The organism is Cupriavidus sp. FW305-46 (assembly GCF_058787075.1).
In genome coordinates, this window is the sequence record NZ_JBYSZI010000044.1 from 25,881 (window position 1) to 50,641 (window position 24,761).

Below are 24,761 nucleotides of genomic sequence, written 5' to 3' on the forward strand. Positions count from 1 at the left end.
CTCACAATGCGAAAAACCCCGGGATATGGCGCGATTGACTAGCGAAAACCCGCACTTGCGCGATACCCCGTGGCGAAAGAGCCACCGCTATAATCGGCTGGCTTGTCTTTCGGGTAAGACAGCCCTTTGCCGTGGCCCGCGACCGGCGCCAGGCATGCAGGGCACGCCGCCGTGCCCGTTCGCAACAGGCACAGCGTTGCGCAAGCCGCTGTACCCCGGCGGCTGGCGCGTCACGGTCCGGCGCGCGGCATCATGCAAGCCGCGAGCCTGCATCCGAATCAATATCTATAAGAGGAGAAGTGGAGATGGAACGTCGTTCCTTTCTGTTGAAAGCGTCGGCCGTGGCCGCCACGGGGGCACTGGCCGCGTGCGGCAAGGGTGAAGAGAAGGCAGCACCTGCCGCCGCCAGCGGCCCGGCAGCGCCGGCCGTGGTCGGCAGCAACCCGGCCGTGGAATGGCGCCTGGCCTCGAGCTTCCCCAAGTCGCTCGACACCATCTACGGCGGTGCCGAGCTGCTGTCGGCCCGCGTCAAGGAACTGACCGACGGCAAGTTCAACATCAAGGTGTTTGCCGCCGGTGAAATCGTGCCGGGCCTGCAGGTGCTGGACGCGGTGCAGAACAACACCGTGCAGATCGGCCACACCGCCGGCTACTACTACTTCGGCAAGAACCCGACGCTGTGCTTTGACACCACCATCCCGTTCGGCCTGACCGCACGCCAGCAGAACGCCTGGATGATGCAGGGCAACGGCATGAAGCTGATGCGCGAGTTCTTCAAGGAATACAACGTCGTCAACTTCCTGGGCGGCAACACCAATGCACAGATGGGCGGCTGGTTCCGCAAGGAAATCAAGACCGTGGCCGACCTGCAGGGCCTGAAGTACCGCATCGCCGGCTTTGCCGGCGTGGTGCTGTCGCGCCTGGGCGTGGTGCCGCAGCAGATCGCCGGCGGCGACATCTACCCGGCGCTGGAAAAGGGCACCATCGACGCGGCCGAGTGGGTGGGCCCGTACGATGACGAGAAGCTGGGCTTCTACAAGGTGGCGCCGTACTACTACTACCCGGGCTGGTGGGAAGGCAGCGCCCAGCTGTCGTTCTACGCCTCGGCCACCGAGTACGAGAAGCTGCCGGCGCTGTACAAGCGCGCGCTGGAAACCGCCACCATCGAGGCGCACACCAACATGATGGCCAAGTACGACACGGTCAACCCGCAGGCGCTGGCGCGCCTGCTGGAAAACGGCGTCAAGCTGCGCCCGTTCTCCAAGGAGATCATGGAGGCCTGCTTCAAGGCGACCCAGGAATCCTACGCCGACGAAACCGCCAAGAACCCGTCGTTCAAGAAGATCTACGACGACTGGCGCGTGTTCCGCAACAACCAGGCCGCCTGGTTCAACGTGGCCGAACAGGGCTTCGCCCAGTTCAGCTTCGCGCGCAAGCTGTAAGCGGCACACTGCCCCGGGGCCTGCCGCAAACCCCATGTTCCCTCGGGAGCATGGGGTTTTTTGTTGGCCACGGCAGGCGGGCGCCCGTCGGGCGGGGATCGCGCGGCGCCGGTAGAATCGCCGGCATCTACCGGAAATCCCTATGCAACTCGGCATTCTCTACGCCCTCCTGGCCTACGTCATCTGGGGGCTGCTCCCGCTCTATATCAAATCGCTGCCCGGCATTGCACCGCTGGAGATCCTGCTGCACCGGATGGTGTGGTCGCTGGTATTCCTCGGCCTGATCCTGACCTGGCGGCACCAGTGGGCGTGGCTGGGCCGGGTGCTCAGGGACCGGCGCCTGCTGCTGTCGTTCGGCGCCAGCGCGGCGCTGCTGTGCGCCAACTGGTTCCTCTACATCTGGGCGGTGTCGGCCAACCGCGTGGTCGATGCCAGCCTGGGCTACTTCATCAACCCGCTGTTCAGCGTGCTGCTGGGCGTGGTGTTCCTGCACGAGCGGCTGCGCCGGGTGCAATGGCTGTCGATCGCGGTAGCCGCCGCCGGGGTGGCCTGGCTGACGGTGGCGGCAGGCCAGCTGCCGTGGATCGCGCTGGGGCTGGCGGCCAGTTTCGGCGGCTATGGCCTGCTGCGCAAGACTGGCGCGCTGGGTGCGCTGGAAGGGCTGTCGCTGGAGACGCTGCTGCTGTTCCCGCTGGCCGCGGCGGCACTGGCCTGGCTGTTCGCCACCGGCCAGGACAGCTTCACCCACGCAGCGCCGGGTACGCAGTGGCTGCTGCTGCTGGCCGGGCCGGTCACGGCGGTGCCGCTGCTGTTCTTTGCGGCCGGCGCGCGGCGCATTCCGCTGTCGTTGCTGGGCCTGCTGCAGTACACCGGGCCGACGCTGCAGCTGCTGCTGGGCGTGTGGCTGTGGAACGAGCCGTTCCCGGCGCAGAAGCAGGTCGGCTACGCGCTGATCTGGCTGTCGCTGGCCTTGTATGCGGCCGAGGGGCTATGGATGAATGCGCGGCAGAAGCCCACTATCATCCAATCGATCAATGAAACCAACTAAAAATCAAACCATTTCATTCGTCACACGGATAACCAATACGGTGCCTGGCCACCATGTCCGCCCCGCCTGATGCCACTCCCTCGGTCCAGCGCAAGATCATCCATTGCGACTGCGACTGCTTCTACGCCTCGGTCGAGATGCGCGACGACCCCTCGCTGCGCGGCCGCCCGATGGCCGTGGGCGGCTCGCCCGACCGGCGCGGGGTGATTGCCACCTGCAACTACGAAGCGCGCGCCTTCGGCGTGCGTTCGGCGATGCCGTCGGCACAGGCGCTCAAGCGTTGCCCGGACCTGCTGATCGTGCGCCCGGCGATGGACAAGTACCGCGAGGTCTCGCGCCGGATCTTCGCGATCTATCGCGAATACACCGCGCTGGTCGAACCGCTGTCGCTGGACGAGGCCTACCTGGACGTGAGCCTCTGCACCCGCCACGCCGGCAGCGCCACCCGCATCGCCGAGGAAATCCGCCAGCGTGTGCGCGATGAAGTGGGGGTGACGGTGTCGGCCGGGGTGGGGCCGAGCAAGTTCGTGGCCAAGATCGCCAGCGACTGGAACAAACCCGACGGACTGTTCGTGGTCAAGCCGGCGGCGGTCGATGGCTTTGTCGCCGCGCTGCCGGTGGAGCGCATCCACGGCGTGGGCAAGGTCACCGCGGCCAAGCTGCGGCGCCTGGGTGCCGAGACCTGCGGCGACCTGCGGCCGTGGTCGCCGGACCGGCTGCACCGCGAGTTCGGGGTCTTCGGGGCGCGGCTCTACAAGCTGTGCCGCGGCGTCGACGAGCGCGAGGTCACGCCCGAGCGCGAGCGCAAGTCGATCAGCGTGGAAGAGACCTATGCCAACGACCTGCCCGACCTGCAGGCCTGCATGGCCGAGCTGGAACCGCTGATCGCCATGCTCGAAGCCCGCATCGACCGGGCTCAGGCACACGACACCATCGACAAGCTGACCGTGAAGCTGCGCTTCTCTGACTTCCGCCAGACCACGGTGGAATGCCGCGGCCACGCGCCGGACCGCACCGTCTACGCGCGCCTGCTGGCCGAGGGCCATGCGCGCCGGGGCTTGCCGGTGCGGCTGCTGGGGGTGGGGGTAGGGACCAGCGACCGGGATACGTCGCAACTGGAACTGTTCGACTAATCGCATGATTATTCCCGCGAATAATCAACGCAAATAAAATCAGGACACCCTGATAAATCGCATCAATAAACCAGCTACTGCAGGTCGTTGCGCATCACCAGCAGCCACGGCATATGCGAATTGGTGACGCCGTCGAGCCGGCCCGAATCGCCCAGCTCGATCTCCTCCATCGACACCGACTGCTGGACATTGCCGCCGATGGCACGCACCACGCGCATTGCCGGATCCACGCCGACCACGATGTCGCAATGCATGGGGGTGGCCCCGAAGCCGATTTCGGCGATGTCCTCGAGATAGCGGTCGCGCCCGCGCCCGGCGCAGATGATGTCGCCGGGCCTGGGCATGGCGGGCACGGGCTCGATATGGAAGGCTGGCCTGGGCAGGATGCCGTCGCGGGCATCGACCACGTACATCGAGTGCGACTGCCCGGTCAGGAACTGGCGCTCGTCCAGCCCCGCCTTGCGCAGCACCCATGAGATAAACACCGCCGACCAGGCCCAGGACCCCTGCGTCACCTGCCGGCACCCGGGCGCTTCGCCGACGATGCCCCAGTAGCGGCGCGCCAGCGAGCAGCCCAGGGGCGTGGCTTCCATGCCGGTGCCGTCCGGAAAGGACAGGCAGCTGGCGGCGGGTGGCGGATTGCCGTTGGTCTTGGATTCGGTGTCGGTGGTGGCGGCAGCGGGTGCCCCGGCCTCCGCGGGGGAAGCTGGCTGGGCCTCCGGGATCTCTGGCAGTGGCGCAGGCAGTTCCGGTGCGGGCACCGGGCTGTAGGTGACGCAGGAGGTGTCGTCCCGGCCCAGCCGCACCACCTGCCCGCCCCAGCGGGCCCATTCCTGCGTGGCGATCTCGACGATGCGTTCGCGCGGCGTGGCGCCCGGGCGCGTCACCGGCCTTTCGGTGTCGGGCAGGGCGCTCGCCTGCGGCCGCACCGGCTCGCTGACGGTGGTGCAGGCACTCAGCAGTGCCAGCGCCACGGCAACGCAGGCCGCGCGCATGGCGCCTGCAGCCTGTGGAGAAAGCTGTGGAACCGGCTGTGGAAAGCGCTGTGCATAACGCTGTGGAGATCTGCGGCGCGGCGGACGGGCAAGCATGGAGGCCCCATGTGGCACGGCACCCGGTCCGGCCTGTCACGGCCACGGCTGGACGCCTGTTGGAAGACTTCGCGCGCGATCGCCCCGATGGCGGACTCAGCGATGCGGCGGATACTGCAGAAAATCAGCTTACTGCTGTGGATAACGTCCCCCGCCTGGCGCTCGCCTGCACCCTCGGGCACCGGGCGGCGGCATGGCGGGGTCTGACAATTCGGGCCCTGCAGTGCAGCCCGTCAGGCTCACTGGTTGACAGCGTCCTTGAACTTCTGGCCAGCCTTGAACTTCACGGTCTTGGCTGCTTCGACCTTGATTTCTTCGCCGGTACGCGGGTTGCGCGCCATGCGCTCGCCACGCTCGCCCTTGCTGAACGTGCCAAAGCCGATGAGGCTCAGCGTTTCGCCCTTGGCCACGGCGTCCATGATGGCCGACAGGGTCACGTTCAGTGCCTGTTCCGCCTTGGACTTGGTCAGACCGTCCACCCCGGCTGCGATAGCGTCGATCAGTTCGGTTTTCGTCATGCTTCACTCCGTATCGAGTTGATAAAACACAGGCGTCCGCATGCCGGGCGGCCTGACTGGCACCGCTCCGGCAAAGACGCCGCGGGCCACATGATACCGTGTCGGACAAGGCGCACCGGGAACAGATTGTTACCTGGCAGTTTCCGCGAGGCCGCGCCAGACTGGGCTTCGCGGCAAATCGACGCAGCTGGGTACAGCCATCGCAAGCGGCGGAAGGTGACGAAAGCGCCCTAAGCTGACAGGGCAGAGCACCCAGGCCGCGCAGGCGCGATGGCGCGCGGGCCGGGTGCCTGTGCCCTCACCCATCCCTCACCAGAGGCTCTCAGAGGCCCTCTGCGCACGCCGAGGCGTATTGGACAGGCCTGGAGAGCCAGCGACGGCTAGAAGCGCTTGCAGACGCTCTGGCAGCCTCGGAGGAATCGGCTGCACTATGTTGCATGTTGTCGGATCACCGGGCCTGACAGCGAACAGAGCAGCTATTCAGGGTATGCATGGCGCCTTGCAGGATCGGTTTACGGACCGGCTCCAGATACTGTCTGGCAGCGTATACGCGCAAGTCGGTGTGATTGGGCGTATACGCCCGAGGTATACGCCCAATCCAAACCCAAAACCACAAAGTTTCGCGCTATCGCGACGTTTCCGGTCCCGGCCATTCGGATGATGCCTTGGGGGGCATTCTGTTGCCGACGCCGTTGGTTCGTTCTTTCGGTTTACCTTTTTCTTTCATGTATACAAATAGTAGTAGTAAGTAAACACCCGCCCCTGCTGTGGAAAACCACGTAAACGTCTTTCGGTTCAACGGTTTACGTAAACGAGAAGTGGTCGTATCCAATGTTGGTCGAGGTGGATGACTCAGCCATCCGGAGGAGGCCAGTGCCGCAAGCCCTCCGACTTATGCCTGAGGCATCCCCATGCCAGCCCCAGGCAGCCCACATCCAATCCGCGTGCTTGTCCACAGTTCGAGGCGGGGTTATCCACACGCGGGGACGTAAACGGGCGGCGGCTGAGGCGGAAACGGGGTGCCGTATACGTGCCAATTGCAACCAAGGCGTATACGGTGAGGTCGCCGGAAGGGGTGTTACGTATACGTGTCACGGTTGCACCGGTATCATCCCCGCTCGCGCCGGAACGGCCGGCACAGCGGGCCACTCAGGCACAACAGGCGACGAGCACGGAAAGGCAAATGGCGGACAAGGCAAAGCGCAAGGCAGCGGACGAGGGCAAGAAGAAGACGGCGAGCGACCGGATCGAGGTGCGCCAGTCAGGCGTGCACGGCAAGGGGGTCTATGCGATCGGCCAGATCGCCGAAGGCGAACGCGTGATCGAGTACAAGGGCGAGCATATTTCGTGGAAGAAGGCGCTGGAGCGCCATCCGCACGATCCCAGCGATCCCAACCACACTTTCTACTTCAGCCTGGACGACGGCAGCGTGATCGACGCCAAGTACGGCGGCAACCGCGCGCGCTGGATCAACCACGCCTGCGAACCCAATTGCGAGGCGCGCGAGAAGAAGGGCCGCGTGTTTATCCACGCGCTGCGCGACATTGCCCAGGGCGAGGAGTTGTTCTACGACTACGGCCTGGTCATCGACGCGCGCTATACCGCCAAGCTGAAGAAGGAATTCGAGTGCCGCTGCGGCAGCCCGCAATGCCGCGGCACCATGCTGGCACCGAAGGAAAAGAAGAAGAAGGCCAAGTAAGGCGCGCGTCCCAACCCGCGCCGCCGCCAGCGCAGCGGCGGGTTCAGGCCACCGATCCTGGTGGTTCGCAGGGGATCCGGATCACGAAGCGCATGGTCGGCCGCCGTTCGGGCGCGCCGTCCGCGGCCGGTGCATCGCCGGCCGCACCTGGAACCGGCGGCACGTCCTCGATGCGGATGGTGCCCTGGTGCAGCGTCACGATCTCATGGACGATGGCCAGCCCCAGCCCGGCGCCGCCGCTGTTGGCCGCCCGCCCGCCGCCCGGCTCGGGGGCGCGGTCGCCGCGGAAGAAGCGCTTGAAGACTTCCTCGCGCCGCTGCGGCGGGATGCCGGGGCCGTTGTCTTCGACCATCACCACCGCCATGCCGCGGTGACCCATGGCCTCGCCGCCGGCGCGCACCGTGATGCGCCCGCCCGCGGGCACGTACTTCACCGCGTTGTCGATCAGGTTGGACAGGGCCTCGCGCATCAGCAGCCGGTTGCCGCGCACCACCGCGGGCGCGCTGCCGGTGAAGGTGGGGCCGGGCAGGATCTCGAAGCCCAGGTCGATGCGTTGCGCCAGCGCCTGCGGCACCCACTCGGCGCCGATCTCGAAGGCCAGCTCGGCCAGGTCGAAGTGTTCCACCGGCCCGAGACGCTCCAGCGACAGCCCCGGCTCGGCGCGCGCCAGCGACAGCAGCTGGTTGGACAGCCGTACCGCGCGGTCGGCGGCGGTCTGCACCTCGCGCAGCGCATGCCGGGCGACTTCCAGCGAATCGGCTTCCTGGGCCCGGTCGGCATGCAGCTTGACCGCGGTCAGCGGGGTGCGCAGCTGGTGCGCGGCATCGGCAATGAACTTGCGTTGCGCGTCGAGCGCGTCGCGCAGCCGCGCCAGCAGCGCATTGAGGCCGCGGATCAGCGGCGCCACCTCGGCCGGCACCTGGGTCTCGTCGAGCGCGGCGAGTGAACGGGCAGTCTGCCGGTTGAGCTTGTCGGCGAGGATCTGCAGCGGCACCAGCTCTTCCTTGAGCACGTGCGACAGGATCAGGCTGCCGACCAGCAGCAGCAGGATCAGCGGCACCGACACCGACAGCAGGATCTCGTTGGCTGCGGTCTCGCGCCGGTCCAGCAGCTCCGCCACCTCCACCACGATCGGCCCGCGCGCGGGTTTGCCGGCCTCGCTGGTGCCGAGTTCGTCCACCGCGGCGCTGGGCAGCATCACCGGCAGCCGCACCGCGCGCACCTGGCGGCCGCTGAACCAGGCGTAGAACAGGCGTGCATCGTGCAGCGTGGTCTGGCCGGTGCCGTAGCCCAGCCAGGTGTCCATGCCGCCGATCAGCCCGTCGGGGCCGTGGATGCGCCAGTAGATGCGGTCGGTGCCCTCGGCCTCGACCAGCGTCTGCGCGATCATCGGGATGTCCTGCTCCAGGCGCGGGCCGGCAATGCGGATCTGCTGGGCGATGTTGTTGGCCACGCCATACAGCGCGCGGTCGAACACCTGCGTGGTGTAGTGCGCCGCCAGCCAGTACGACAGCGAGCCGCTGGTCAGCACCAGTGCAAACAGCGGCGTGGCCAGTGCGCGCAGCAGGTGCGCGCGCAGGCTGATGTTGGAGCCGGGGCGGGAGGCCTGGCGCGTCGCCGCGGGCGCAGGGGTGTTGCCGGCGGCGTCAGCGGCGGCGGAAGCCGGGGGCACGTTCCGCGTTGCGATGCGGGAGGCCGTGCGCCAGGAAACCCGGGAGGAGGTGCGGGAGCGAGGCCACATTGCCGGCTAGGCCGAAAGGCAGGGCCGCGTGTCGGATAACCGCGGCGGCCGGAGCGGTTTCATTGTCCGGCGCGGATCTGCAGCAGGTAGCCGAAGCCGCGCACGGTGACGATCTCGACATCGCTGTCCTCGAGCTTCTTGCGCACGCGGTGCACATAGACCTCGATCGCGGTGTCGCCCACGGTGTCGCCGCCTTCGCCGGCGGGGTGGGCAAAGGTGGCCAGGTGGTCCTGCAGCTGCGCCTTGCTGACCACGCGGCCCTGGCGCTGCAGCAGCAGCTCCAGCACCGCGAACTCGCGCGGCGACAGCTCCAGCGGGCGGGCGTCGATAAACATGCGGCGGTCGTTGCCCGACAGCCGCAGGCGCCCCAGGCGCACGTCGCGCTCGGGGGCGGCCTCGCCGTGCTGGCTGCGGCGCAGCAGCACGCGCACGCGCGCTTCCAGCTCGGGCAGGGCGAACGGTTTGATCAGGTAGTCGTCGGCGCCGGCGTTCAGGCCCGAGAGCTTGTCTTCCAGCTCGTCGCGCGCGGTCAGGATGATGACCGGGGTGGTGCGGTTGCGGGCGCGGTAGCGCGCCAGCAGGGTCATGCCGTCGATGCCGGGCAGGCCCAGGTCCAGGATGACCAGGTCGTGCTGCTCGCGCAGCAGGTGTTCGGTGGCATAGACGCCGTCGTGGACGACGCGCATCTGGTGGCCAGCGCGGGACAGGCCGGCTTCGACGCCGCTGGCAATCTGGCGGTCGTCCTCGATCAGCAGGATACGCATGGCGGCAGTTCGGGCAGGAAGTTGGGCATGGCTGGAGGGAAGGCCTCTTGGCGCACACGGGAGGTGCGGGCCTGCCGCAGATTGTACTAGCCGCGGGCCTCCGCTTCCTTACGGATTGCCTACATCGGCCCGATCCGGCGCTGCCGCCGCGCCCGCGCTTAGTCCGTCACCGCGTCGGCGGCGCGCTCGATGAAGTGGGCCAGGTCGATGTCGCGCTGGGTCAGGCCGTTGGCATCGTGCGTGGACAGCGTGATGTCGACGCGGTTGTAGACGTTGAACCATTCCGGGTGGTGGTCGGCTTTCTCGGCCTGGATCGCCACGCGCGTCATGAAGCCGAAGGCGGCATTGAAGTCATGGAAGGTGAAGCGCTTGAAGATCGCGTCGCGGTCCGGGACGGTGGTCCAGCCGGGCAGGTCTGCCAGCAGCGTGACACGGGCTTGCGGGGAAAGAGGGGTCATAAGGGGCTCGATCTGGTCGTAACGAAAACGAAGGCCGCAAATCAATGCGGACAGCCGGCCCGCCCGCGCCGTGGCGGCGGGCATGCCGGCATTGTTTCACAAAGCGGGAAGCGGGGCAGCGCGCCCCGGGTTTGCCGGCGAGGGCCGGATCAGATGTCTTCGGTGTCGGCCCAGCCTTCACGGGTGCCGACATTGAGCACCTGGTCGCCCGGGGCCACGTCGCCCGCGCCCAGCGTCGGCTGCGCGCGCAGTTCTTCGTACAGCGGCGCAAAGTCCGGCCGGGTGGCGTCGAACAGCTGTTCGAAGCTGTCGATCACGAAGTAGGTCTTCTGGAAGGTGTCGATGCGGTAGCGCGTGCGCATGATGCGGCGCACATCGAAGCCGATCCGGTTGGGGCTGGCCGAATCCAGGCTGTAGATCGACTCGCCCTGGCTCGACAGGATGCCCGCGCCGTAGATGCGCAGGCCCTGCGGCGTGCGGATCAGGCCGAATTCAACCGTGTACCAGTACAGCCGCGACAGCATGTCCAGCGCGCCCAGCCCGTTCGCCTTCAGCCCGCCCTTGCCGTAGGCCTCCATATAGTCGGCGAAGACCGGGTTGATCAGCAGCGGCACATGGCCGAACACGTCGTGGAAGCAGTCCGGCTCCTGCAGGTAGTCCAGCTGCTCGGGCTTGCGCATCCACCAGCTGGCCGGGAAGCGGCGGTTGGCCAGGTGTTCGAAGAACACCTGGTCCGGCACCAGGCCGGGAACGGCCACGACCTGCCAGCCGGTGGCGCGCATCAGGGTTTCATTGAGCTGGTCGAAATCGGGGACGCGGTCCTTGTCCATGCCCAGCGTGGCCAGGCCCTGCAGGAATTCATCGCTGACACGGCCCTGCAGCATCGCGGCCTGGCGTTCGTACAGCTTGCGCCAGATGGCGTGGTCGGTGCTGGTGTAGCGGTGCACCGGCTGGGCGATGGTGAAGTCGGGGCGCAGTTCCTGGCCGGACAGCAGGCCGGCGTCGAACTGTTCCTTGAGCTTGTCGGTCAGGGTGCCCTGGAAGGCGCCGGGGGCTTCGGTGGCCGTGGCGATGGACATGGTGCGCGTCTCCTTGTAATGCGTGCTTGCTGCATCGGCGGCAGCATGAATGCGGATTTACTGCGTAGTTTAGACAGCCAGGCGCGCAGAATGGCCGCAAAATCCGCTTGTTTTGGTGCGGCGGCGCATATAATATGCATCGTTCAAATAAAGAGTGCGGGATTTGTGTATGACTGCCTCCGGCGTCTCCCTGGACCCCTTCGACCTCGCGCTGCTGGCCGTCCTGCAGGCCGACGGCCGCACCACCCACCAGCAGCTGGCCGAACGCGTGCACCTGTCGCCCAGCCAGGTCGGGCGCCGGCTGGCGCGGCTGGAAGCCGACGGCGTCATCACCGGCTACCGCGTCAACCTGTCATCGCAGGCGCTGGGCCTGGGGGTGATGGTCTTTATCAGCGTCAAGCTGGCCCACCATGCCGACACCATCATCGAACGCTTCCGCGAAGAGATCCTGCTGCTGGAAGAGGTGCAGGAGTGCTATTCGGTGGCCGGCGAGGCTGACTACCTGATCCGCGTGGTCGTGCCCGACCTGCCCACGCTGGCCGAATTCACCATGAAGCGGCTGATGCGCGTGCCCGGCGTGGAAAGCGTGCGTTCGAATATCGTCCTGACCGCGATCAAGTGCGACGGGCCGCTGCCGCTGTCGCACCTGCGCTGAATCTTTTCCTGCGGCGCGTTGCAGGTTTGCGTGCCGGTCTTGCGCTCCTGTGGCGTGCGTGTCACCCTCGCCAGGTGCCGCAAACGTGGCGGGAACGGAGGATGGCAGGATGAAGGGAATCGTCGCCCGAGCCGATCGGGGTCTTGGCAGGATGCCAACGCAATTGCATGCGCGGCGCGCAGTCCTGGCCCTGGTGGCCACGCTTGGAATCCTGGCAGCGGGCGGCGCGCAGGCCGCGCAGGTGACGCGCTTCTCCCCTGAAGGCACGGTCGGGCAGGTGCGGCAGGTGGCGATCCGCTTCGACGAGGCCATGGTGCCGATGGGCGACGTCCAGGCCACCGCGCCCGCGGCGGTTTCCTGCACCGGTGCCGGCACCGGCGGGCAGGCCCGCTGGATCGATGCGAAGAACTGGGTCTATGACTTTGCCAGCGACCTGCCGCCGGGGGTGCGCTGCACCGTGCGCATGCGCACCGGCCTGCGCAGCGTGGCCGGCACCGCCTATGCCGGCAAGCCGGAGTACCGGTTCGAGACCGGGGGCCCGACGGTCGTGTCCAGCCGGCCTTCGGGCGGCGAGATCGAGGAAGATCAGGTCTTTGCGCTGCGCTTCAATGGCGCCGCCACCGCGGCCTCGGTGCGCGAGCACGCCTGGTGCCAGGCGCAGGGGCTGGGCGAGCGCATCCCGGTGCGCTTGCTTGCCGGCAAGGAGCGTGATGCCGTGCTCGACGCCATCCACTGGGAACGCATCGCCAGGCAGGCGCCCGATGCCGTGCACCTGCTTGCCTGCCAGCAGCGGCTGCCGGCCGCGGCGCGGGTGCAACTGGTGCTGGGCGCGGGCATTGCCACGCCGTCCGGCGTGGCCACGCGCGACGAGCGCCGCTTTGACTACACCGTGCGCGAACCCTTCACCGCCAGCTTCAGCTGCGAGCGTGAACACGCGCAGTCGCCGTGCACGCCGCTGCGGCCGATGTCGGTCAGCTTCTCCTCGCCGGTGCCGCGCAAGCTGGCCGAGAGTGTGGTGCTGAAGACGCCGTCCGGCCCGCGCGCGCCGCAGTTCGATCCCGACCTGGCGCCGGACGCCAGCGTCAGCGCGCTGACCTTTGCCGCGCCGTTCGCGGAGAAGGCCCAGTTCACCATCGAAGTGCCGCGCAACCTGAAGGACGACAGCGGCCGCACGCTGGCCAATGCCGACCTGTTCCCGCTCAAGGTGGCCACCGCATCGATGCCGCCGCTGGCCAAGTTTGCCGCGGCGCCGTTTGGCGTGGTGGAACGCTTCGGCGAGCTGCCGCGCGGCAAGGCGCCGGCCGACTACCCGCCGCTGTTGCCGGTGACGCTGCGCAACGTCGAGGCCGACCTCGCCGTGCGCGGCGTGCAGGCCAGGGCCGGCACCGTGATGAAGCTGCGCGTGGACGACGACACGGCCGTGATGCAATGGTTTGGCCTGGTGCGCCGCATGCATGAGGCCAGCTATACCCGGGCCGAGCTCGACGCCGTGCTGGCGGGCCGATCCCCGTATCGCGTCAACAACCCGCGCAATGCGGTGTCGATCGAGACGCGCTCGGTGTCTCTGCTGGATCGCGCCCCCGGCGTGCAGAAGCTGGCCGTGCCCAAGCCTTCGGGCGATGCGCCGCGGCCGTTCGAGGTGATGGGCATCCCGCTGCCGGAACCGGGCTTCCATGTGGTGGAGATCGCCTCGCCGATGCTGGGCGAGGCGCTGCTGGGCAAGCGCGCGCCGATGTACGTGCGCACCGCGGCGCTGGTTACCAACCTGGGCGTGCATTTCAAGCTGGGCCGCAGCGCTGGCAATGAAGACGACGGCAGCCGCAGCGGGCTGGCCTGGGTCACCACGCTGGATGACGGCAAGCCGGTTGCCGATGCCGCCGTGGCGGTGCGCGACTGCAGCGGCCGCCTGCTGGGCGAAGGGCGTACCGATGCCAGCGGCGTGGTGCGTTTTGCCAGGCTGGCTGCCGCGCCCGAGAGCGCCTGCGAGCAGAACGGGCTGTCGGGATATTTCGTCTCGGCGCGCATCGCCGCCGGCCACCCGCAGGCACGCGGCAAGGCCGACATGGCCTTCGTGATGTCGGACTGGAACCGCGGCATCGAGAGCTGGCGCTTCAATGTGCCGACCGACACCGGCACCGCACCCACGGTGCGCGCCCACACCATCTTCGACCGCACGCTGCTGCGCGCCGGCGAGACCGTGTCGATGAAGCACCTGATCCGTGCCGAGACCGCGCAGGGCTTTGCCCTGCCGCCGGCCAGCCGCCCGCTGCCCACGCGCGTGGTGATCCGACATGAAGGCAGCGGCCAGACCTACGAGCTGCCGCTGCAATGGCGCCAGACCGCGACCGGCGGGCGCAGTGCGGAGAGCACCTTCCAGGTGCCGGCGGCGGCCAAGCTGGGGGTCTACAGCGTCGAGCTGGAAACGCAGAAGGGCGAAGGCGCGCAGGACAATGGTGGCGCGCGCAGCTACACCAGCGGCAGTTTCCGGGTCGAGGCATTCCGCCTGCCGGTACTGGCCGGCACGCTGCAGGTGGCAGGCAAGGCGGGGGCCGTGGTGGCGCCTGCCGAACTGCCGGTCGGCGTGGAGATCCACTACCTCTCCGGCGGCGGTGCGGCCGGGCTGCCCGTGCGCGTGTCCGCGCTGCTGCGCGACAAATACGTCAGCTTCCCCGGCTATGACGAGTTCTCGTTCAACCCGCCGCGCGCGCAGCGCGAAAGCGCCAGCGGCGACGAGGAGATGGATGAGGACGGGCAGGGCGATGCCAGTGCCGACAGCCAGAAGCTGGTCGCCGACAAGCTGCCGGTGACGCTCGACAAGAACGGCAACGGCACCGTCACGCTGCGCAAGCTGCCCAAGATTGAAGCCCCGCGCGACCTGCTGCTCGAAGCCGGCTTTGCCGACCCCAACGGCGAGATCCAGACGCTGCGCCAGACCGTGCCGGTGTGGCCGGCGGCGGTGGTGGCCGGCATCCGCACCGATGGCTGGGTCTCGGTCAAGCAGAAGCTGGCCGTGCACGGCGTGGTGCTGGACGTCAACGGCAAGCCGGTGGCGGATGCGCCGGTCAAGATCAACGCGCGGGCACGCATCACCACCTCGGCGCGCAAGCGCGTGGTGGGCGGCTTCTACCGCTATGACAACCGCTCCGAGACGCGCGACCTCGGCACCGTGTGCGAGACCCGCACCGATGCGCAAGGCCGTGCGCGCTGCGACGTGGCGCTGGAGCAGGCCGGCCAGATCGAACTGGTGGCGAGCGCGCGCGACAAGGACGGACGCACCGCGCAGGCGGCCTCGACGGTCTGGGTCACGCGCCAGGGCGAGCTCTGGTTCGGCGGCGAGAACCATGACCGCATCGACCTGCTGCCGGAGAAGAAGTCCTACGCGCCGGGCGAGACCGCGGTGTTCCAGGTGCGCATGCCGTTCCGCCATGCCACCGCGCTGGTCGCGGTGGAGCGCGAGGGCATCTACCAGACCCAGGTGGTGGAGCTGCACGGCAGCGATCCCACCGTGCGCGTGCATGTGAAGCCGGAGTGGGGGCCCAACGTCTACGTGTCGGTGCTGGCCTTGCGCGGGCGCCTGCATGAGGTGCCCTGGTATTCGTTCTTCACCTGGGGCTGGCGCCAGCCGGGCGAGTGGTGGCGCGCGTTCCGCAGCGAGGGCCGCGAATATGCCGCGCCGACCGCGCTGGTGGACTTGTCCAAGCCGGCCTTCCGGCTGGGGCTGGCCGAGATCCGCGTCGGCAATGCGGGCCACCGGCTCGACGTTACCGTGACGCCGGACAAGGCCAGCTCTCCGGTGCGCGGCAAGGCGCGCGTGGCGATCCAGGTGAAGCTGCCCGACGGCAAGCCCGCCGCCAACGGCGAAGTGGCCCTGGCCGCGGTGGACCAGGCCTTGCTGGAACTGATGCCCAACACCAGCTGGGATCTGCTCGATGCGATGCTGCAGCGGCGCGGCTACGGCGTGGAAACGTCGACCGCGCAGATGGAGATCATCGGGCGCCGCCACTACGGGCGCAAGGCGGTGCCGGCGGGCGGCGGCGGCGGCAAGAGCCCCACGCGCGAGCTGTTCGACACGCTGCTGGTATGGAACCCGCGCGTGCAGCTCGACGCCGAGGGCCGCGCCAGCATCGAGGTGCCGCTCAACGATTCGCTGACCAGCTTCCGCATCGTCGCGGTGGCGGACCTTGGCCTCGGCCGCTTCGGCACGGGCAGCGCCACCATCGCCGCCACGCAGGACCTGCAGGTGATTTCCGGCCTGCCGCTGCTGGTGCGCGAGGACGACCGCTACCGCGCCATGTTTACGCTGCGCAATACCACCAAGCGCGCGATGACGGTGCAGGCCAGCGCGCGCGGCACGCTGCTCGGCAATGAGGCCAGCCTGCCGGCGCAGACCGTGCAGATCCCCGCCGGCGAAGCGCGCGAGATTGGCTGGGACGTGACCGCGCCCGCGCTGCTGGCGTACTCGCGCAGCGGCACGGTGATGTGGGAAGTGCAGGCGAGCGAGCAGGGCACGGGTGGGGCGGCCGACCGCATCAAGGTGTCGCAGCAGATCGTGCCGGCGGTGCCGGTGACAGTGCAGCAGGCCACGCTGGCGCAGGTGTCGCCGTCGCTGTCGGTGCCGCTCAAGGCGCCGCCGGGCGCGCTGGCGGATCCTGCGGGCAAGGTGCGCGGGGGGCTGCAGGTGAACTTCCAGTCGTCGCTGGCGGGCGGTATGCCGGGCGTGCGCGAGTGGTTCCGCAACTACCCGTTCACCTGCCTGGAGCAGCGCGCATCGAAGGCCATCGGCCTGAACGACACCGCCGCGTGGGACGCGCTGATGACGCAGCTGCCGTCCTACCTCGATGCCAACGGGCTGGCCTCGTACTTCCCGCTGAACGCCGACGGCGACTTTGGCAGCGAAGTGCTGACCGCCTACCTGCTGGCGGTCACCGACGAGGCCGCGCGCGCCGGGCTGGCGCTGCGCATCCCCGACGCGCAGCGCACGCAGATGGAGCGCGGGCTGACCGACTTCGTCGAAGGCCGCATCCGCCGCGACAGCTGGGCCCCGGTGGCCGGCACGCAGTACCTGGAGGCGCGCAAGCTGGCAGCGCTCGAGGCGCTGTCGCGCACCGGCCATGCGCAGGCGCGCATGCTGGGGTCGATCCAGATCCTGCCGGCGCAGTGGCCGACCTCGGCGCTGCTGGACTGGACCCTGCTGCTCACGCGCATGCAGGACATCCCGCAGCGCGAGCAACGCCTGGCCGAGGCGCAGCAGCTGCTGCGCTCGCGCCTGACGGTGCAGGGCACGCGCCTGGCGTTCTCCACCGAGCGCAACGACAACTGGTGGTGGATGATGGCCGGCGGCGACACCAATGCCGCGCGCCTGCTGGCGCTGGCGTCGGAACTGCCGGGCTGGAAGGAAGATGCGCCGCAACTGGCCACCGGGCTGCTGGGCCGGCAGGTGCATGGTGCCTGGGGCACGACCACTGCCAACGCGTGGGGCATGCTGGCGGTGACGCGCTTCTCGCAGGCGTTCGAGAAGACACCGGTGGCGGGCACCACGCGGGCGAGCGTGAGCAATGCGGCCGACGCCTCGCGCAGTTTCGACTGGGCGCGCGCGCAGCGCACCGACGGCGTGGCCGAGGGCAGCGTCGAGCTGCCGTGGCCGACCGGCGCCGACGGCGGCACGCTGCAGGTGGAGCACGCCGGCGCCGGCCATCCGTGGGCCACGGTGCAGGCGCTGGCGGCGGTGCCGGTGACCGCGCCGCTGGCCGCGGGCTACCGCATCAAGCGCACCGTGACGCCGCAGGAGCAGGCGGTGCAGGGCAAGTGGTCGCGCGGCGATGTGTACCGCGTCAAGCTGGAGATCGATGCGCAGGCCGACATGACCTGGGTGGTGGTCAGCGATCCGGTGCCTGCCGGCGCCACCATCCTCGGCAGCGGCCTGGGCCGTGACTCCGCGATCGCCACGCGCGGCGAGCAGCGCAAGGGCGCGGCCTGGCCGGCCTACACCGAGCGCACGCCGCAGGCCTACCGCGAGTACTTCGGCTACCTGCCCAAGGGCACGGTATCGGTCGAATACACGGTGCGGCTGAACAACGCCGGCGACTTCGCGCTGCCGCCCACGCGCGTGGAAGCGATGTACGCGCCCGACGTGTTCGGCGTGGCGCCCAATGCGCGGCTGGCGGTGGGGGCGCGCCCATGAGCTGGCTGTCGATGATGATGCCGGCACGCGTGCGCGAGTGGTGGATCGCGGGCACGCTGGCCGGCATCATCTACGGCGCGCTGCTGGTGCAGGTGGCGATCGAGCTGCCTGAAGGCGCGCCGCTGACCGGGCATATCGCCATGCAGCCCGCGTGGAAGACCGCGATGGCGCTGCTGCTGGCACGCGCCGCGTGGTTCCACCGGCCGCTGGTTGAGCGCCGCTGGCTGGTCACTGCGCTGATGTTCTCGGCCCTGGGCGATCTCCTGCTGGCGCTGCCGACGCTGACGTTTTCGTTCATGGGCGGGCTTGGCGCCTTCCTGCTCGCGCACCTGGCCTACCTGCGCGTGCTGGTGCCGCTGGCGGGCGACACGCGCCCGCACCGGCTGATTGCGTGCGGCGCGATGCTGGGCGTGGCGGGCACCATGCTGGGCCGCTTCTGGCCCAATATGGGCCCGCTGACGGTGCCGGTGGCGGTATACGTGGGCGTGCTGGCGGCGATGGCCTGCAGCGCGCTGGTGGCGCGCCTGCCCACGCCGCTGGCGGCGCTGGGGGCGCTGTGTTTTGCCGCATCGGACATGATGATCGGCATCGCGCGCTTCCTGGTGCCGTTCGAATCCTTCCAGCTTGGCATCTGGTGGACCTACGCCGCGGCACAGGTGCTGCTGGTGGCGGGCATCGTGGCGGGACGCGAGCAGGCATGAAGCAGCGCTGTATTCGCATGATGCTGGTGACGGCGTTGATCTGGTCCGCGCCGGCCATGGCCCTGCCGTCCTTCGAGCAAGTCCGTACCGACTGGCGCAGTGCCGACGTGGTGGTGCTGGACCGCCACGGCGCTACCGTGGGCCGCGTGCGCGACGACTTCCGCGCGCGCCGCGGCGACTGGGTCGCGCTGGCCGATACCTCGCCCGCGCTGCGCACTGCCATCGTGCTGTCGGAGGACCGGCGCTTCTATGCCCACAGCGGGGTCGACTGGCAGGGCGTGGCGGCCGCGGCCTGGGCCAACCTGTGGAACACACGCACGCGCGGCGCCTCGACGCTGACCATGCAGCTGGCGGGCCTGCTCGATGAGGACCTGCGCCGGCCGGGCGCTCCGGGGCAGGGCCGCAGCTTGACGCAGAAGCTGGGGCAGGCCGCCGGTGCGGCGGCGCTGGAGCGCAGCTGGAGCAAGGACCAGATCCTGGAGGGCTACCTGAACCTGGTGCCGTTCCGCGGCGAGCTGGTGGGCCTGTCGGCGATGTCGCAGGTGCTGTTCGGCAAGTACCCCGAAGGGCTCAACGCGAGGGAATCGGCCCTGGCGGTGGCGCTGGTGCGCGCGCCCAATGCCAAGGCCGCCCAGGTGGCAAGCCGCGCCTGCGGCATCCTGCGCGAGATGCGCCTGCCGCGCGAGTGCGAAGGCCTGGAAGGCTTTGCGCAACTGGCGCTGCTGCGCACCGGGCCGGTCGCGCAGCGCGCCGCGGCCGCCACGCCATCGGCGGCGTCGCCGCAGCTGGCACCGCACCTGGCACGGCGCCTGGTCGGCGAAGCGCGCTCGCAACTGGCCGCGGGCGTACCCATGCCTGCGCGCATCGCGTCCACGCTCGATGCCCGCCTGCAGCGCGTGGCTGCCACCAGCCTGGACCGGCACCTGCGCGAACTGGGCGGGCGCAATGTCGAGGACGGCGCGGTGGTGGTGATCGACAATGCCAGCGGCGACGTGCTGGCCTATGTGGGCTCGTCGGGCACGCTGTCAGGCGCCGCGCAGGTGGACCACGCGGCGGCGCTGCGGCAGGCGGGCTCGACGCTCAAGCCCTTCCTGTACGAGCAGGCGCTGGAAGAGACGCGGCTGACCGCGGCCTCGCTGCTGGACGACCGGCCCGTAAACCTGCCGGTCGGCGGCGGGCTCTACGTGCCGCAGAACTACGACCACCGCTATGCCGGCTGGGTCAGCCTGCGCGCGGCGCTGGCCGCGTCGCTGAACGTGCCCGCGGTGCGCACGCTGGTGATGGTGACCCCGCACCGCTTCCACAAGCGGCTGGTGGCGCTGGGGCTGCCGTTGGCCGAGGCCGGGGACTACTACGGGTTCAGCCTGGCGCTGGGCAGCGCCGACGTGTCGCTGCTGGCGCTGACCAATGCGTACCGGGCACTGGCCAATGGCGGGCGCTACGCGCCGCCACGGCTGCGGGAAGGGGCAGCGGCCGCACCGATGACAGCGGTGATGCAGCCGGGCGCGAGCTACGTGATCGCCGACATCCTGTCGGACCGCCATGCGCGCGCGCGCACCTTCGGCCTGGACAGCCCGCTCACCACGCGCTTCTGGACCGCGGTGAAGACCGGCACCAGCAAGGACATGCGCGACAACTGGTGCATCGGCTGGTCACAGCACTACACCGTGGGCGTGTGGGTCGGCAATGCCAGCGGCGCGAGCATGCACGAGGTTTCGGGCGTATCGGGCGCAGCGCCGGTCTGGCACGACATCATGGAAGCGCTGCACCGCGCGCGCGCCAGCCACGCGCCCGCCATGCCCGCCGGCGTGCAGCGCGTGGCGCTGAGCTTCGACGACGGGCTGGAGCCGGCACGCGATGAAGTCTTTCTGGCCGGCACGGCGATCCGGCGCGTCAGCGTGAGCGCACCCGCCGCGCGCCCGACCGCACCCGTGATCGCCAATCCCGCCGACGGCACCGTGTTTGCGCTGGACCCCGACATGCCGCCCGCGGCGCAGCGGGTCTGGTTCCATGCCGAGGGCGTGGCCGGCCAGACCGCGCGCACGGTCAGCTGGCGCATGGACGGCAAGCCGCTGGGGCGCGGCGGCGAGGTGGCATGGCTGCCGTGGCCGGGGCGGCACCAGGTGGAGCTGCTCGATGCGTCTGGCAAGGTGGTGGACCGCATCGGCATCGAGGTGCGTGGCGCGTCAGTGCGCGCGGCGGTGCCAGCGGCCAAGCGCTGAGGCCGCAGGCGCTCTGTGCGCAATAATGGCGCTTCGCAACGTCTTGCCGGAGCCAGCGCATGTCCCTCGTCCCCCTCGATGCCGCCAGCACGGCGGCGCGCCTGCCGTATCCCGAACTGGCGCAAGCCATCGCCGACATGCTGGCCGAGCTGCGCGACGGCACCGCCATGGCGCCGCCGCGCATTGCACTGCCGGTGGGCGATGCGCAAGGTGGCGAAGGCACGCTGCTGGTGATGCCCGCGCGCAACCGCAGCCTGGTGATGACCAAGAACATCACCGTCCATCCCGGCAACCCGCAGCGCGGGCTGCCCAATATCCTCGGCGAGGTGGTGGTGGCCGACGCGCACACCGGCGCGCGTATCGCCATGCTCGACGGCCCCACGGTGACGGGACGGCGCACTGCGGCCGTGTCGCTGCTGGCGGCGCAGTGCTTTGCCGCGCGCAAGGATGGCGAGTTGCTGATCGTCGGCGCCGGGGTGCAGGCGCTGACGCACCTGGAGGCCTTCGTGGCCGGGCTGGGCGTGCGCAAGGTGTGGCTGCATTCGCGCACGCGCGACAAGTCCGAGGCGCTGGCCGCGCACGCGCGCACGCTGGGGGTGCAAGCGCAGGTGGCCGAGTCGGTCGCGGCGGTATTGCGCCGGGTATCGATGGTGGTGACGGTCACGTCCAGCCGCAGCCCGGTGCTGCCGGACCTGGACAGCGGCCTCTGGCGCGACGATCACTTCATTGCCGCGGTCGGCGCGTTCCGGCCCGACATGTGCGAACTGCCGCCGGCGCTGTGCCATGCGGCCGCGGATAGCGGCCGGCTGCTGGCCGATACCCTGTTCGGGATCGAGGACGAGGCCGGCGACCTGCTGCAGGCCGGCATCGACTGGGCCGACGTGCAGCCGTTCGAGACCGCGATCCTGCAGGCCGATGCCATCCGCGCGCGGGCTGGCAGCCCGCTGGTGTTCAGGAGCGTGGGCTACGCGCTGTGGGACTTGGCCGCTTGCGTGCTGGCCAGCCGCGGCTGATTACTCGCCGCCGTCCCTGGCGCGCAGCCAGTCGCTGAAAAGCTCGCGCGCCGGCGCCAGGAAGCCGGCGATCGGTTCGCTGCGGTCGCTGGCATACCAGTGGCAGTAACAGCCATGGATGGTCGCCACCATCAGGCGCGCCATCGGCGCGGGCAGTGGGCGCCCCGGGGCGGACAGCGCATCGACCAGGTCCTGCACATGCGCGTCCCAGCTGCGGCGGATCTCCTCGCGCACGCTGGGCGGCACGCTGCCTGAGAACAGCAGGGCCAGCACGACACCCTTGGCTTCCGGATTGGCCGTGAAATAGTCGGCCACCCGGTCGAAGGCGTTTTCCAGCCGCCGCGCCGCGGTCTTGCCCCGGTGCGGCTCTGCGCCCAGCCCCTCGCCAATGTCCCGGAACAGGCTGGTTGCGGCTTCCGCCAGCAGCATTTCCTTGCTGCCGAAATGCCACAGCAGGCTGCTCTTGGCCACGCCGGCCTCGGCGGAGATCTGGTCGAGGGTCACCTCGGCGTAGCCGTGCGCGCTGATCAGTCCGCGCGTCACGGCAATGACGCGTTCGCGCGTTTCCAGGCCGCGGCGGTTCTTGGTGACGGAGGCTGGAGGCTTTTGTGCGGCCGGGCGGGTCGGTGGCATGGGCGGGGCGGAAGACAGGTGGTGCCGGCAGCAATTTAAGAGTATTCGGGCCGGATGCCTATTTGACAGCGGCCGGGATCTGCCAGCAAACTCCAGTATTGTACTGAACGTTCAGCACAATTACAGAAGCCAGGCCGGAGACGGACATCCGGCCCAGGATTTCCAGGAGACCAAGATGTCGTACCCGACTGCCATTGCCGCAGCCGCCGCCGCGCTGGCTGCAGCCGCAATCAGCCTTGCCGGCACCGCCGGCGCCGCACCTGCCCCGGCCACCGCGGGCAATCCAGCCACCGATGCCACCGCCCGTGCCAATGCGGCGGTGCTGCAACAACTGCCGTTCCAGGACCGGCGTGACTTCGAGGCAGCGCGCCGTGGCTTTATCGGCACGCTGGACAATGCCGAGATCCGTGACGCCAAGGGCAACGTGGTGTGGGCGCTGGACCCGTACGGCTTCCTCAAGCAAGACCAGGCGCCAGCCACCGTGAACCCTAGCTTGTGGCGCCAGGCCCAGCTGAATATGCACAACGGGCTGTTTCAGGTGACGGATCGGATCTACCAGATCCGTGGCTTCGATATCGCCAACATGACGATCATCGAGGGCGATACCGGCCTGATCGTGATCGACCCGCTGACGGCGATGGAAACCTCGCGCGCCGGCCTCGACCTGTACTTCAAGCACCGGCCTAAAAAGCCAGTGGTCGCGGTGATCTACACGCACAGCCATGGCGACCACTTCGGCGGGGTCAAGGGTGTCATCAGCGAAGACGACGTCAAGGCCGGGCGGGTCAAGGTGCTGGCCCCGGAAGGCTTCATGGAAGAGGCCGTCAGCGAGAACGTTTTCGCCGGCAACGCCATGAGCCGCCGCGCGCAGTACATGTATGGCTTCAACCTGCCGCGCTCGGCCACCGGGCAGGTGGATGCGGGGCTGGGCAAGGGCGTGGCGCACGGCACGGTGACGCTGATTGCGCCGACGGACCTGATCCACAAGACCGGCGACACGCGCACCATCGACGGCGTGCAGATCGAATTCCTGATGGCGCCGGGCACCGAGGCCCCGGCCGAGATGCTGATGTACTTCCCGCAGTGGAAGGCACTGTGCGCCGCCGAGGACGCCACCCACAACCTGCACAACCTGTACACCATCCGCGGCGCCCAGGTGCGCGACGCCAACCAGTGGTGGCGCGCGCTGGACGAGACCATCGACCGCTTCGGCGGCCGCACCGAGGTCCTGTTCGCCCAGCACCACTGGCCTACCTGGGGCCGCCAGGACATCGTCACCTACCTGGGCAAGCAGCGCGACGGCTACAAGTACATCCATGACCAGTCGCTGCGGCTGGCCAACATGGGCTACGTGCCGGCCGAAATCGCAGAGCGCGTGAAGCTGCCGCCGCCGCTGGCTGCCGAATGGCATCTGCGCGACTACTACGGCACCGTCAGCCACAACGCCAAGGCGGTGTACCAGCGCTACCTGGGCTGGTATGACGCCAATCCTGCCAACCTGAACCCGCTGCCGCCGGAAGAGGCGGGCAAGCGCTATGTCGAATTCATGGGCGGCGCGCCCCGCGTGCTGGAGCAGGCGCGCGCAGCGTACGCGCGTGGCGAGTACCGCTGGGTGGCCGAGGTGGTCAAGCACGTGGTCTTTGCCGATCCGTCCAACCAAGCAGCCCGCCGGCTGGAAGCCGACGCGCTGGAGCAGCTTGGCTACCAGGCCGAATCCTCGACCTGGCGCAATGCCTACCTGACCGGTGCCGCCGAATTGCGCAGCGGCCCGCCCCAGGCCGGCCGCCGCGCCGGCAGCCCGGACGTGCTGCGTGCCATGACCGACACCATGTTCCTGGACTACCTGGCGATCAGCCTGAACGGCGACCGCGCCGCGGGCAAGACGCTGGCGCTGAACTGGGTACAGCCGGACACCGGCAAGCGCTTTGCGCTGACGGTTGAGAACGGCGTGTTCCGCTACAAGCCCGACGCGCAGCACGCGTCCCCGCAGGCCACGCTGACCATGCCGCGCGCCGTGCTGATGGGCGTGCTGGCCGGCCAGACCACGCTGCAGGCCGAGACCCAGGCGGGCCGCGCGCGCGTGGACGGCGACCCGCAGGCGCTGGTGGCGTGGACGGCGCTGATGGACAAGGCCGAGCCGAACTTCAGCATCGTGACACCCTGACCGCACAGGGATGGGGCAGGCGCGCGGCCACTGTTGCGTGCCCGCCCCATAAAACCGCTCTTGCCTGAGGGTTTTTTCCTGCGCCCGGCATAAACCGTTGTGCGAATGCCTCGGTGAACGGCGCTGAGAGCCGCTCCCATGCTGGTTTCTTAGTGGTTAACCCTCCCTTTAGGGGGCGTCCTCTACGAATCAGTGTCATCGGTGAAACAGTCGTGCACC

General features: G+C 69.0%; 17 protein-coding genes. 10 read left to right on the forward strand and 7 right to left on the reverse strand.

The features are described from left to right. Positions 1–305: 305 nt before the first annotated feature. The 3 genes from AC3WON_RS20865 (at position 306) to dinB (ending at position 3,623) form a co-directional block, all read left to right on the forward strand. Positions 306–1,442 carry a TRAP transporter substrate-binding protein gene (locus AC3WON_RS20865; protein ID WP_492321561.1) on the forward strand — a complete coding sequence of 379 codons (1,137 nt, stop codon included), beginning with the start codon at positions 306–308 and terminating at the stop codon, positions 1,440–1,442. Positions 1,443–1,584: 142 nt separating this feature from the next. Beyond that, on the forward strand, positions 1,585–2,490 hold the full coding sequence (gene rarD / locus AC3WON_RS20870) for an EamA family transporter RarD (RefSeq protein WP_492321560.1): 906 nt from the start codon (positions 1,585–1,587) through the stop codon (positions 2,488–2,490). A gap of 53 nt (positions 2,491–2,543) precedes the next feature. Further along, entirely contained in the window at positions 2,544–3,623 is a 1,080-nt protein-coding gene (gene dinB, locus AC3WON_RS20875; protein WP_492352662.1) for a DNA polymerase IV, read from the forward strand. A 74-nt stretch (positions 3,624–3,697) separates the two neighbouring features. Here dinB and AC3WON_RS20880 read toward each other — a convergent pair whose 3' ends face one another. Both AC3WON_RS20880 and AC3WON_RS20885 read right to left on the reverse strand, forming a co-directional pair. Beyond that, complete coding sequence (locus tag AC3WON_RS20880; protein ID WP_492352663.1) at positions 3,698–4,714, reverse strand: DUF2272 domain-containing protein; 1,017 nt, start codon at positions 4,712–4,714, stop codon at positions 3,698–3,700. 239 nt (positions 4,715–4,953) lie between these two features. Then, complete coding sequence (locus AC3WON_RS20885; protein ID WP_010811309.1) at positions 4,954–5,232, reverse strand: HU family DNA-binding protein; 279 nt, start codon at positions 5,230–5,232, stop codon at positions 4,954–4,956. Positions 5,233–6,415: 1,183 nt separating this feature from the next. On the opposite strand from AC3WON_RS20885, the gene AC3WON_RS20890 reads away from it, so the two are divergent. Continuing rightward, positions 6,416–6,931 (forward strand): SET domain-containing protein, encoded by a 516-nt coding sequence (locus AC3WON_RS20890; RefSeq protein ID WP_492352664.1) that lies wholly within the window; start codon positions 6,416–6,418, stop codon positions 6,929–6,931. 43 nt (positions 6,932–6,974) lie between these two features. Here the strand turns inward: AC3WON_RS20890 and AC3WON_RS20895 are convergent, their stop codons facing one another. From AC3WON_RS20895 to phhA, 4 genes are all read right to left on the reverse strand, one after another. After that, positions 6,975–8,603, reverse strand: coding sequence for a sensor histidine kinase N-terminal domain-containing protein (locus AC3WON_RS20895; RefSeq protein WP_492321556.1), 1,629 nt, complete (start codon positions 8,601–8,603; stop codon positions 6,975–6,977). Positions 8,604–8,731: 128 nt separating this feature from the next. Further along, positions 8,732–9,436 (reverse strand): response regulator transcription factor, encoded by a 705-nt coding sequence (locus AC3WON_RS20900; RefSeq protein WP_011616251.1) that lies wholly within the window; start codon positions 9,434–9,436, stop codon positions 8,732–8,734. A gap of 158 nt (positions 9,437–9,594) precedes the next feature. After that, a complete protein-coding gene (locus tag AC3WON_RS20905) occupies positions 9,595–9,894 on the reverse strand; it encodes a 4a-hydroxytetrahydrobiopterin dehydratase (RefSeq protein ID WP_492321555.1) in 300 nt (99 codons plus the stop codon). A 149-nt stretch (positions 9,895–10,043) separates the two neighbouring features. Then, complete coding sequence (phhA, locus tag AC3WON_RS20910) at positions 10,044–10,973, reverse strand: phenylalanine 4-monooxygenase (protein ID WP_492321554.1); 930 nt, start codon at positions 10,971–10,973, stop codon at positions 10,044–10,046. Positions 10,974–11,142: 169 nt separating this feature from the next. Here phhA and AC3WON_RS20915 point away from each other — a divergent pair, with 169 nt between their 5' ends. The 5 genes from AC3WON_RS20915 to AC3WON_RS20935 all read left to right on the forward strand — a co-directional run bounded on the left by AC3WON_RS20915 (position 11,143) and on the right by AC3WON_RS20935 (position 21,745). Further along, positions 11,143–11,628: an Lrp/AsnC family transcriptional regulator gene (locus AC3WON_RS20915; RefSeq protein WP_010811303.1), complete on the forward strand. Its 486-nt coding sequence runs from the start codon at positions 11,143–11,145 to the stop codon at positions 11,626–11,628. A 109-nt stretch (positions 11,629–11,737) separates the two neighbouring features. Then, the gene (locus tag AC3WON_RS20920; protein WP_492352665.1) at positions 11,738–17,809 is read left to right on the forward strand and encodes an alpha-2-macroglobulin family protein; all 6,072 of its coding nucleotides are present in this window, start codon (positions 11,738–11,740) and stop codon (positions 17,807–17,809) included. Next, positions 17,806–18,510 (forward strand): lysoplasmalogenase, encoded by a 705-nt coding sequence (locus AC3WON_RS20925; RefSeq protein WP_492321552.1) that lies wholly within the window; start codon positions 17,806–17,808, stop codon positions 18,508–18,510. Before AC3WON_RS20920 ends, AC3WON_RS20925 begins: the two co-directional genes overlap by 4 nt. Next, on the forward strand, positions 18,507–20,732 hold the full coding sequence (gene pbpC, locus AC3WON_RS20930) for a penicillin-binding protein 1C (RefSeq protein WP_492352666.1): 2,226 nt from the start codon (positions 18,507–18,509) through the stop codon (positions 20,730–20,732). The genes AC3WON_RS20925 and pbpC overlap by 4 nt, the downstream gene beginning before the upstream one ends. A gap of 59 nt (positions 20,733–20,791) precedes the next feature. After that, positions 20,792–21,745: a delta(1)-pyrroline-2-carboxylate reductase family protein gene (locus AC3WON_RS20935; RefSeq protein WP_492352667.1), complete on the forward strand. Its 954-nt coding sequence runs from the start codon at positions 20,792–20,794 to the stop codon at positions 21,743–21,745. Here AC3WON_RS20935 and AC3WON_RS20940 read toward each other — a convergent pair whose 3' ends face one another. Continuing rightward, positions 21,746–22,378 carry a TetR/AcrR family transcriptional regulator gene (locus AC3WON_RS20940; protein ID WP_492321549.1) on the reverse strand — a complete coding sequence of 211 codons (633 nt, stop codon included), beginning with the start codon at positions 22,376–22,378 and terminating at the stop codon, positions 21,746–21,748. 175 nt (positions 22,379–22,553) lie between these two features. Between AC3WON_RS20940 and AC3WON_RS20945 the strand changes: the two genes are divergently transcribed. Next, positions 22,554–24,542 carry an alkyl/aryl-sulfatase gene (locus tag AC3WON_RS20945; RefSeq protein ID WP_492352668.1) on the forward strand — a complete coding sequence of 663 codons (1,989 nt, stop codon included), beginning with the start codon at positions 22,554–22,556 and terminating at the stop codon, positions 24,540–24,542. Positions 24,543–24,761 lie beyond the last annotated feature (219 nt).

Excerpts from the sequence above, each read along its gene's own strand:
- AC3WON_RS20885 (WP_010811309.1), bottom strand. The coding sequence starts at position 5,232 with ATGACGAAAACCGAACTGATCGACGCTATCGCAGCCGGGGTGGACGGT.
- AC3WON_RS20935 (WP_492352667.1), top strand. The coding sequence starts at position 20,792 with ATGTCCCTCGTCCCCCTCGATGCCGCCAGCACGGCGGCGCGCCTGCCG.
- AC3WON_RS20920 (WP_492352665.1), top strand. The coding sequence starts at position 11,738 with ATGAAGGGAATCGTCGCCCGAGCCGATCGGGGTCTTGGCAGGATGCCA.
- pbpC (WP_492352666.1), top strand. The coding sequence starts at position 18,507 with ATGAAGCAGCGCTGTATTCGCATGATGCTGGTGACGGCGTTGATCTGG.
- rarD (WP_492321560.1), top strand. The coding sequence starts at position 1,585 with ATGCAACTCGGCATTCTCTACGCCCTCCTGGCCTACGTCATCTGGGGG.
- AC3WON_RS20905 (WP_492321555.1), bottom strand. The coding sequence starts at position 9,894 with ATGACCCCTCTTTCCCCGCAAGCCCGTGTCACGCTGCTGGCAGACCTG.
- AC3WON_RS20880 (WP_492352663.1), bottom strand. The coding sequence starts at position 4,714 with ATGCTTGCCCGTCCGCCGCGCCGCAGATCTCCACAGCGTTATGCACAG.
- AC3WON_RS20890 (WP_492352664.1), top strand. The coding sequence starts at position 6,416 with ATGGCGGACAAGGCAAAGCGCAAGGCAGCGGACGAGGGCAAGAAGAAG.
- AC3WON_RS20925 (WP_492321552.1), top strand. The coding sequence starts at position 17,806 with ATGAGCTGGCTGTCGATGATGATGCCGGCACGCGTGCGCGAGTGGTGG.
- AC3WON_RS20915 (WP_010811303.1), top strand. The coding sequence starts at position 11,143 with ATGACTGCCTCCGGCGTCTCCCTGGACCCCTTCGACCTCGCGCTGCTG.
- AC3WON_RS20900 (WP_011616251.1), bottom strand. The coding sequence starts at position 9,436 with ATGCGTATCCTGCTGATCGAGGACGACCGCCAGATTGCCAGCGGCGTC.
- AC3WON_RS20865 (WP_492321561.1), top strand. The coding sequence starts at position 306 with ATGGAACGTCGTTCCTTTCTGTTGAAAGCGTCGGCCGTGGCCGCCACG.
- AC3WON_RS20945 (WP_492352668.1), top strand. The coding sequence starts at position 22,554 with ATGTCGTACCCGACTGCCATTGCCGCAGCCGCCGCCGCGCTGGCTGCA.
- phhA (WP_492321554.1), bottom strand. The coding sequence starts at position 10,973 with ATGTCCATCGCCACGGCCACCGAAGCCCCCGGCGCCTTCCAGGGCACC.
- AC3WON_RS20940 (WP_492321549.1), bottom strand. The coding sequence starts at position 22,378 with ATGCCACCGACCCGCCCGGCCGCACAAAAGCCTCCAGCCTCCGTCACC.
- dinB (WP_492352662.1), top strand. The coding sequence starts at position 2,544 with ATGTCCGCCCCGCCTGATGCCACTCCCTCGGTCCAGCGCAAGATCATC.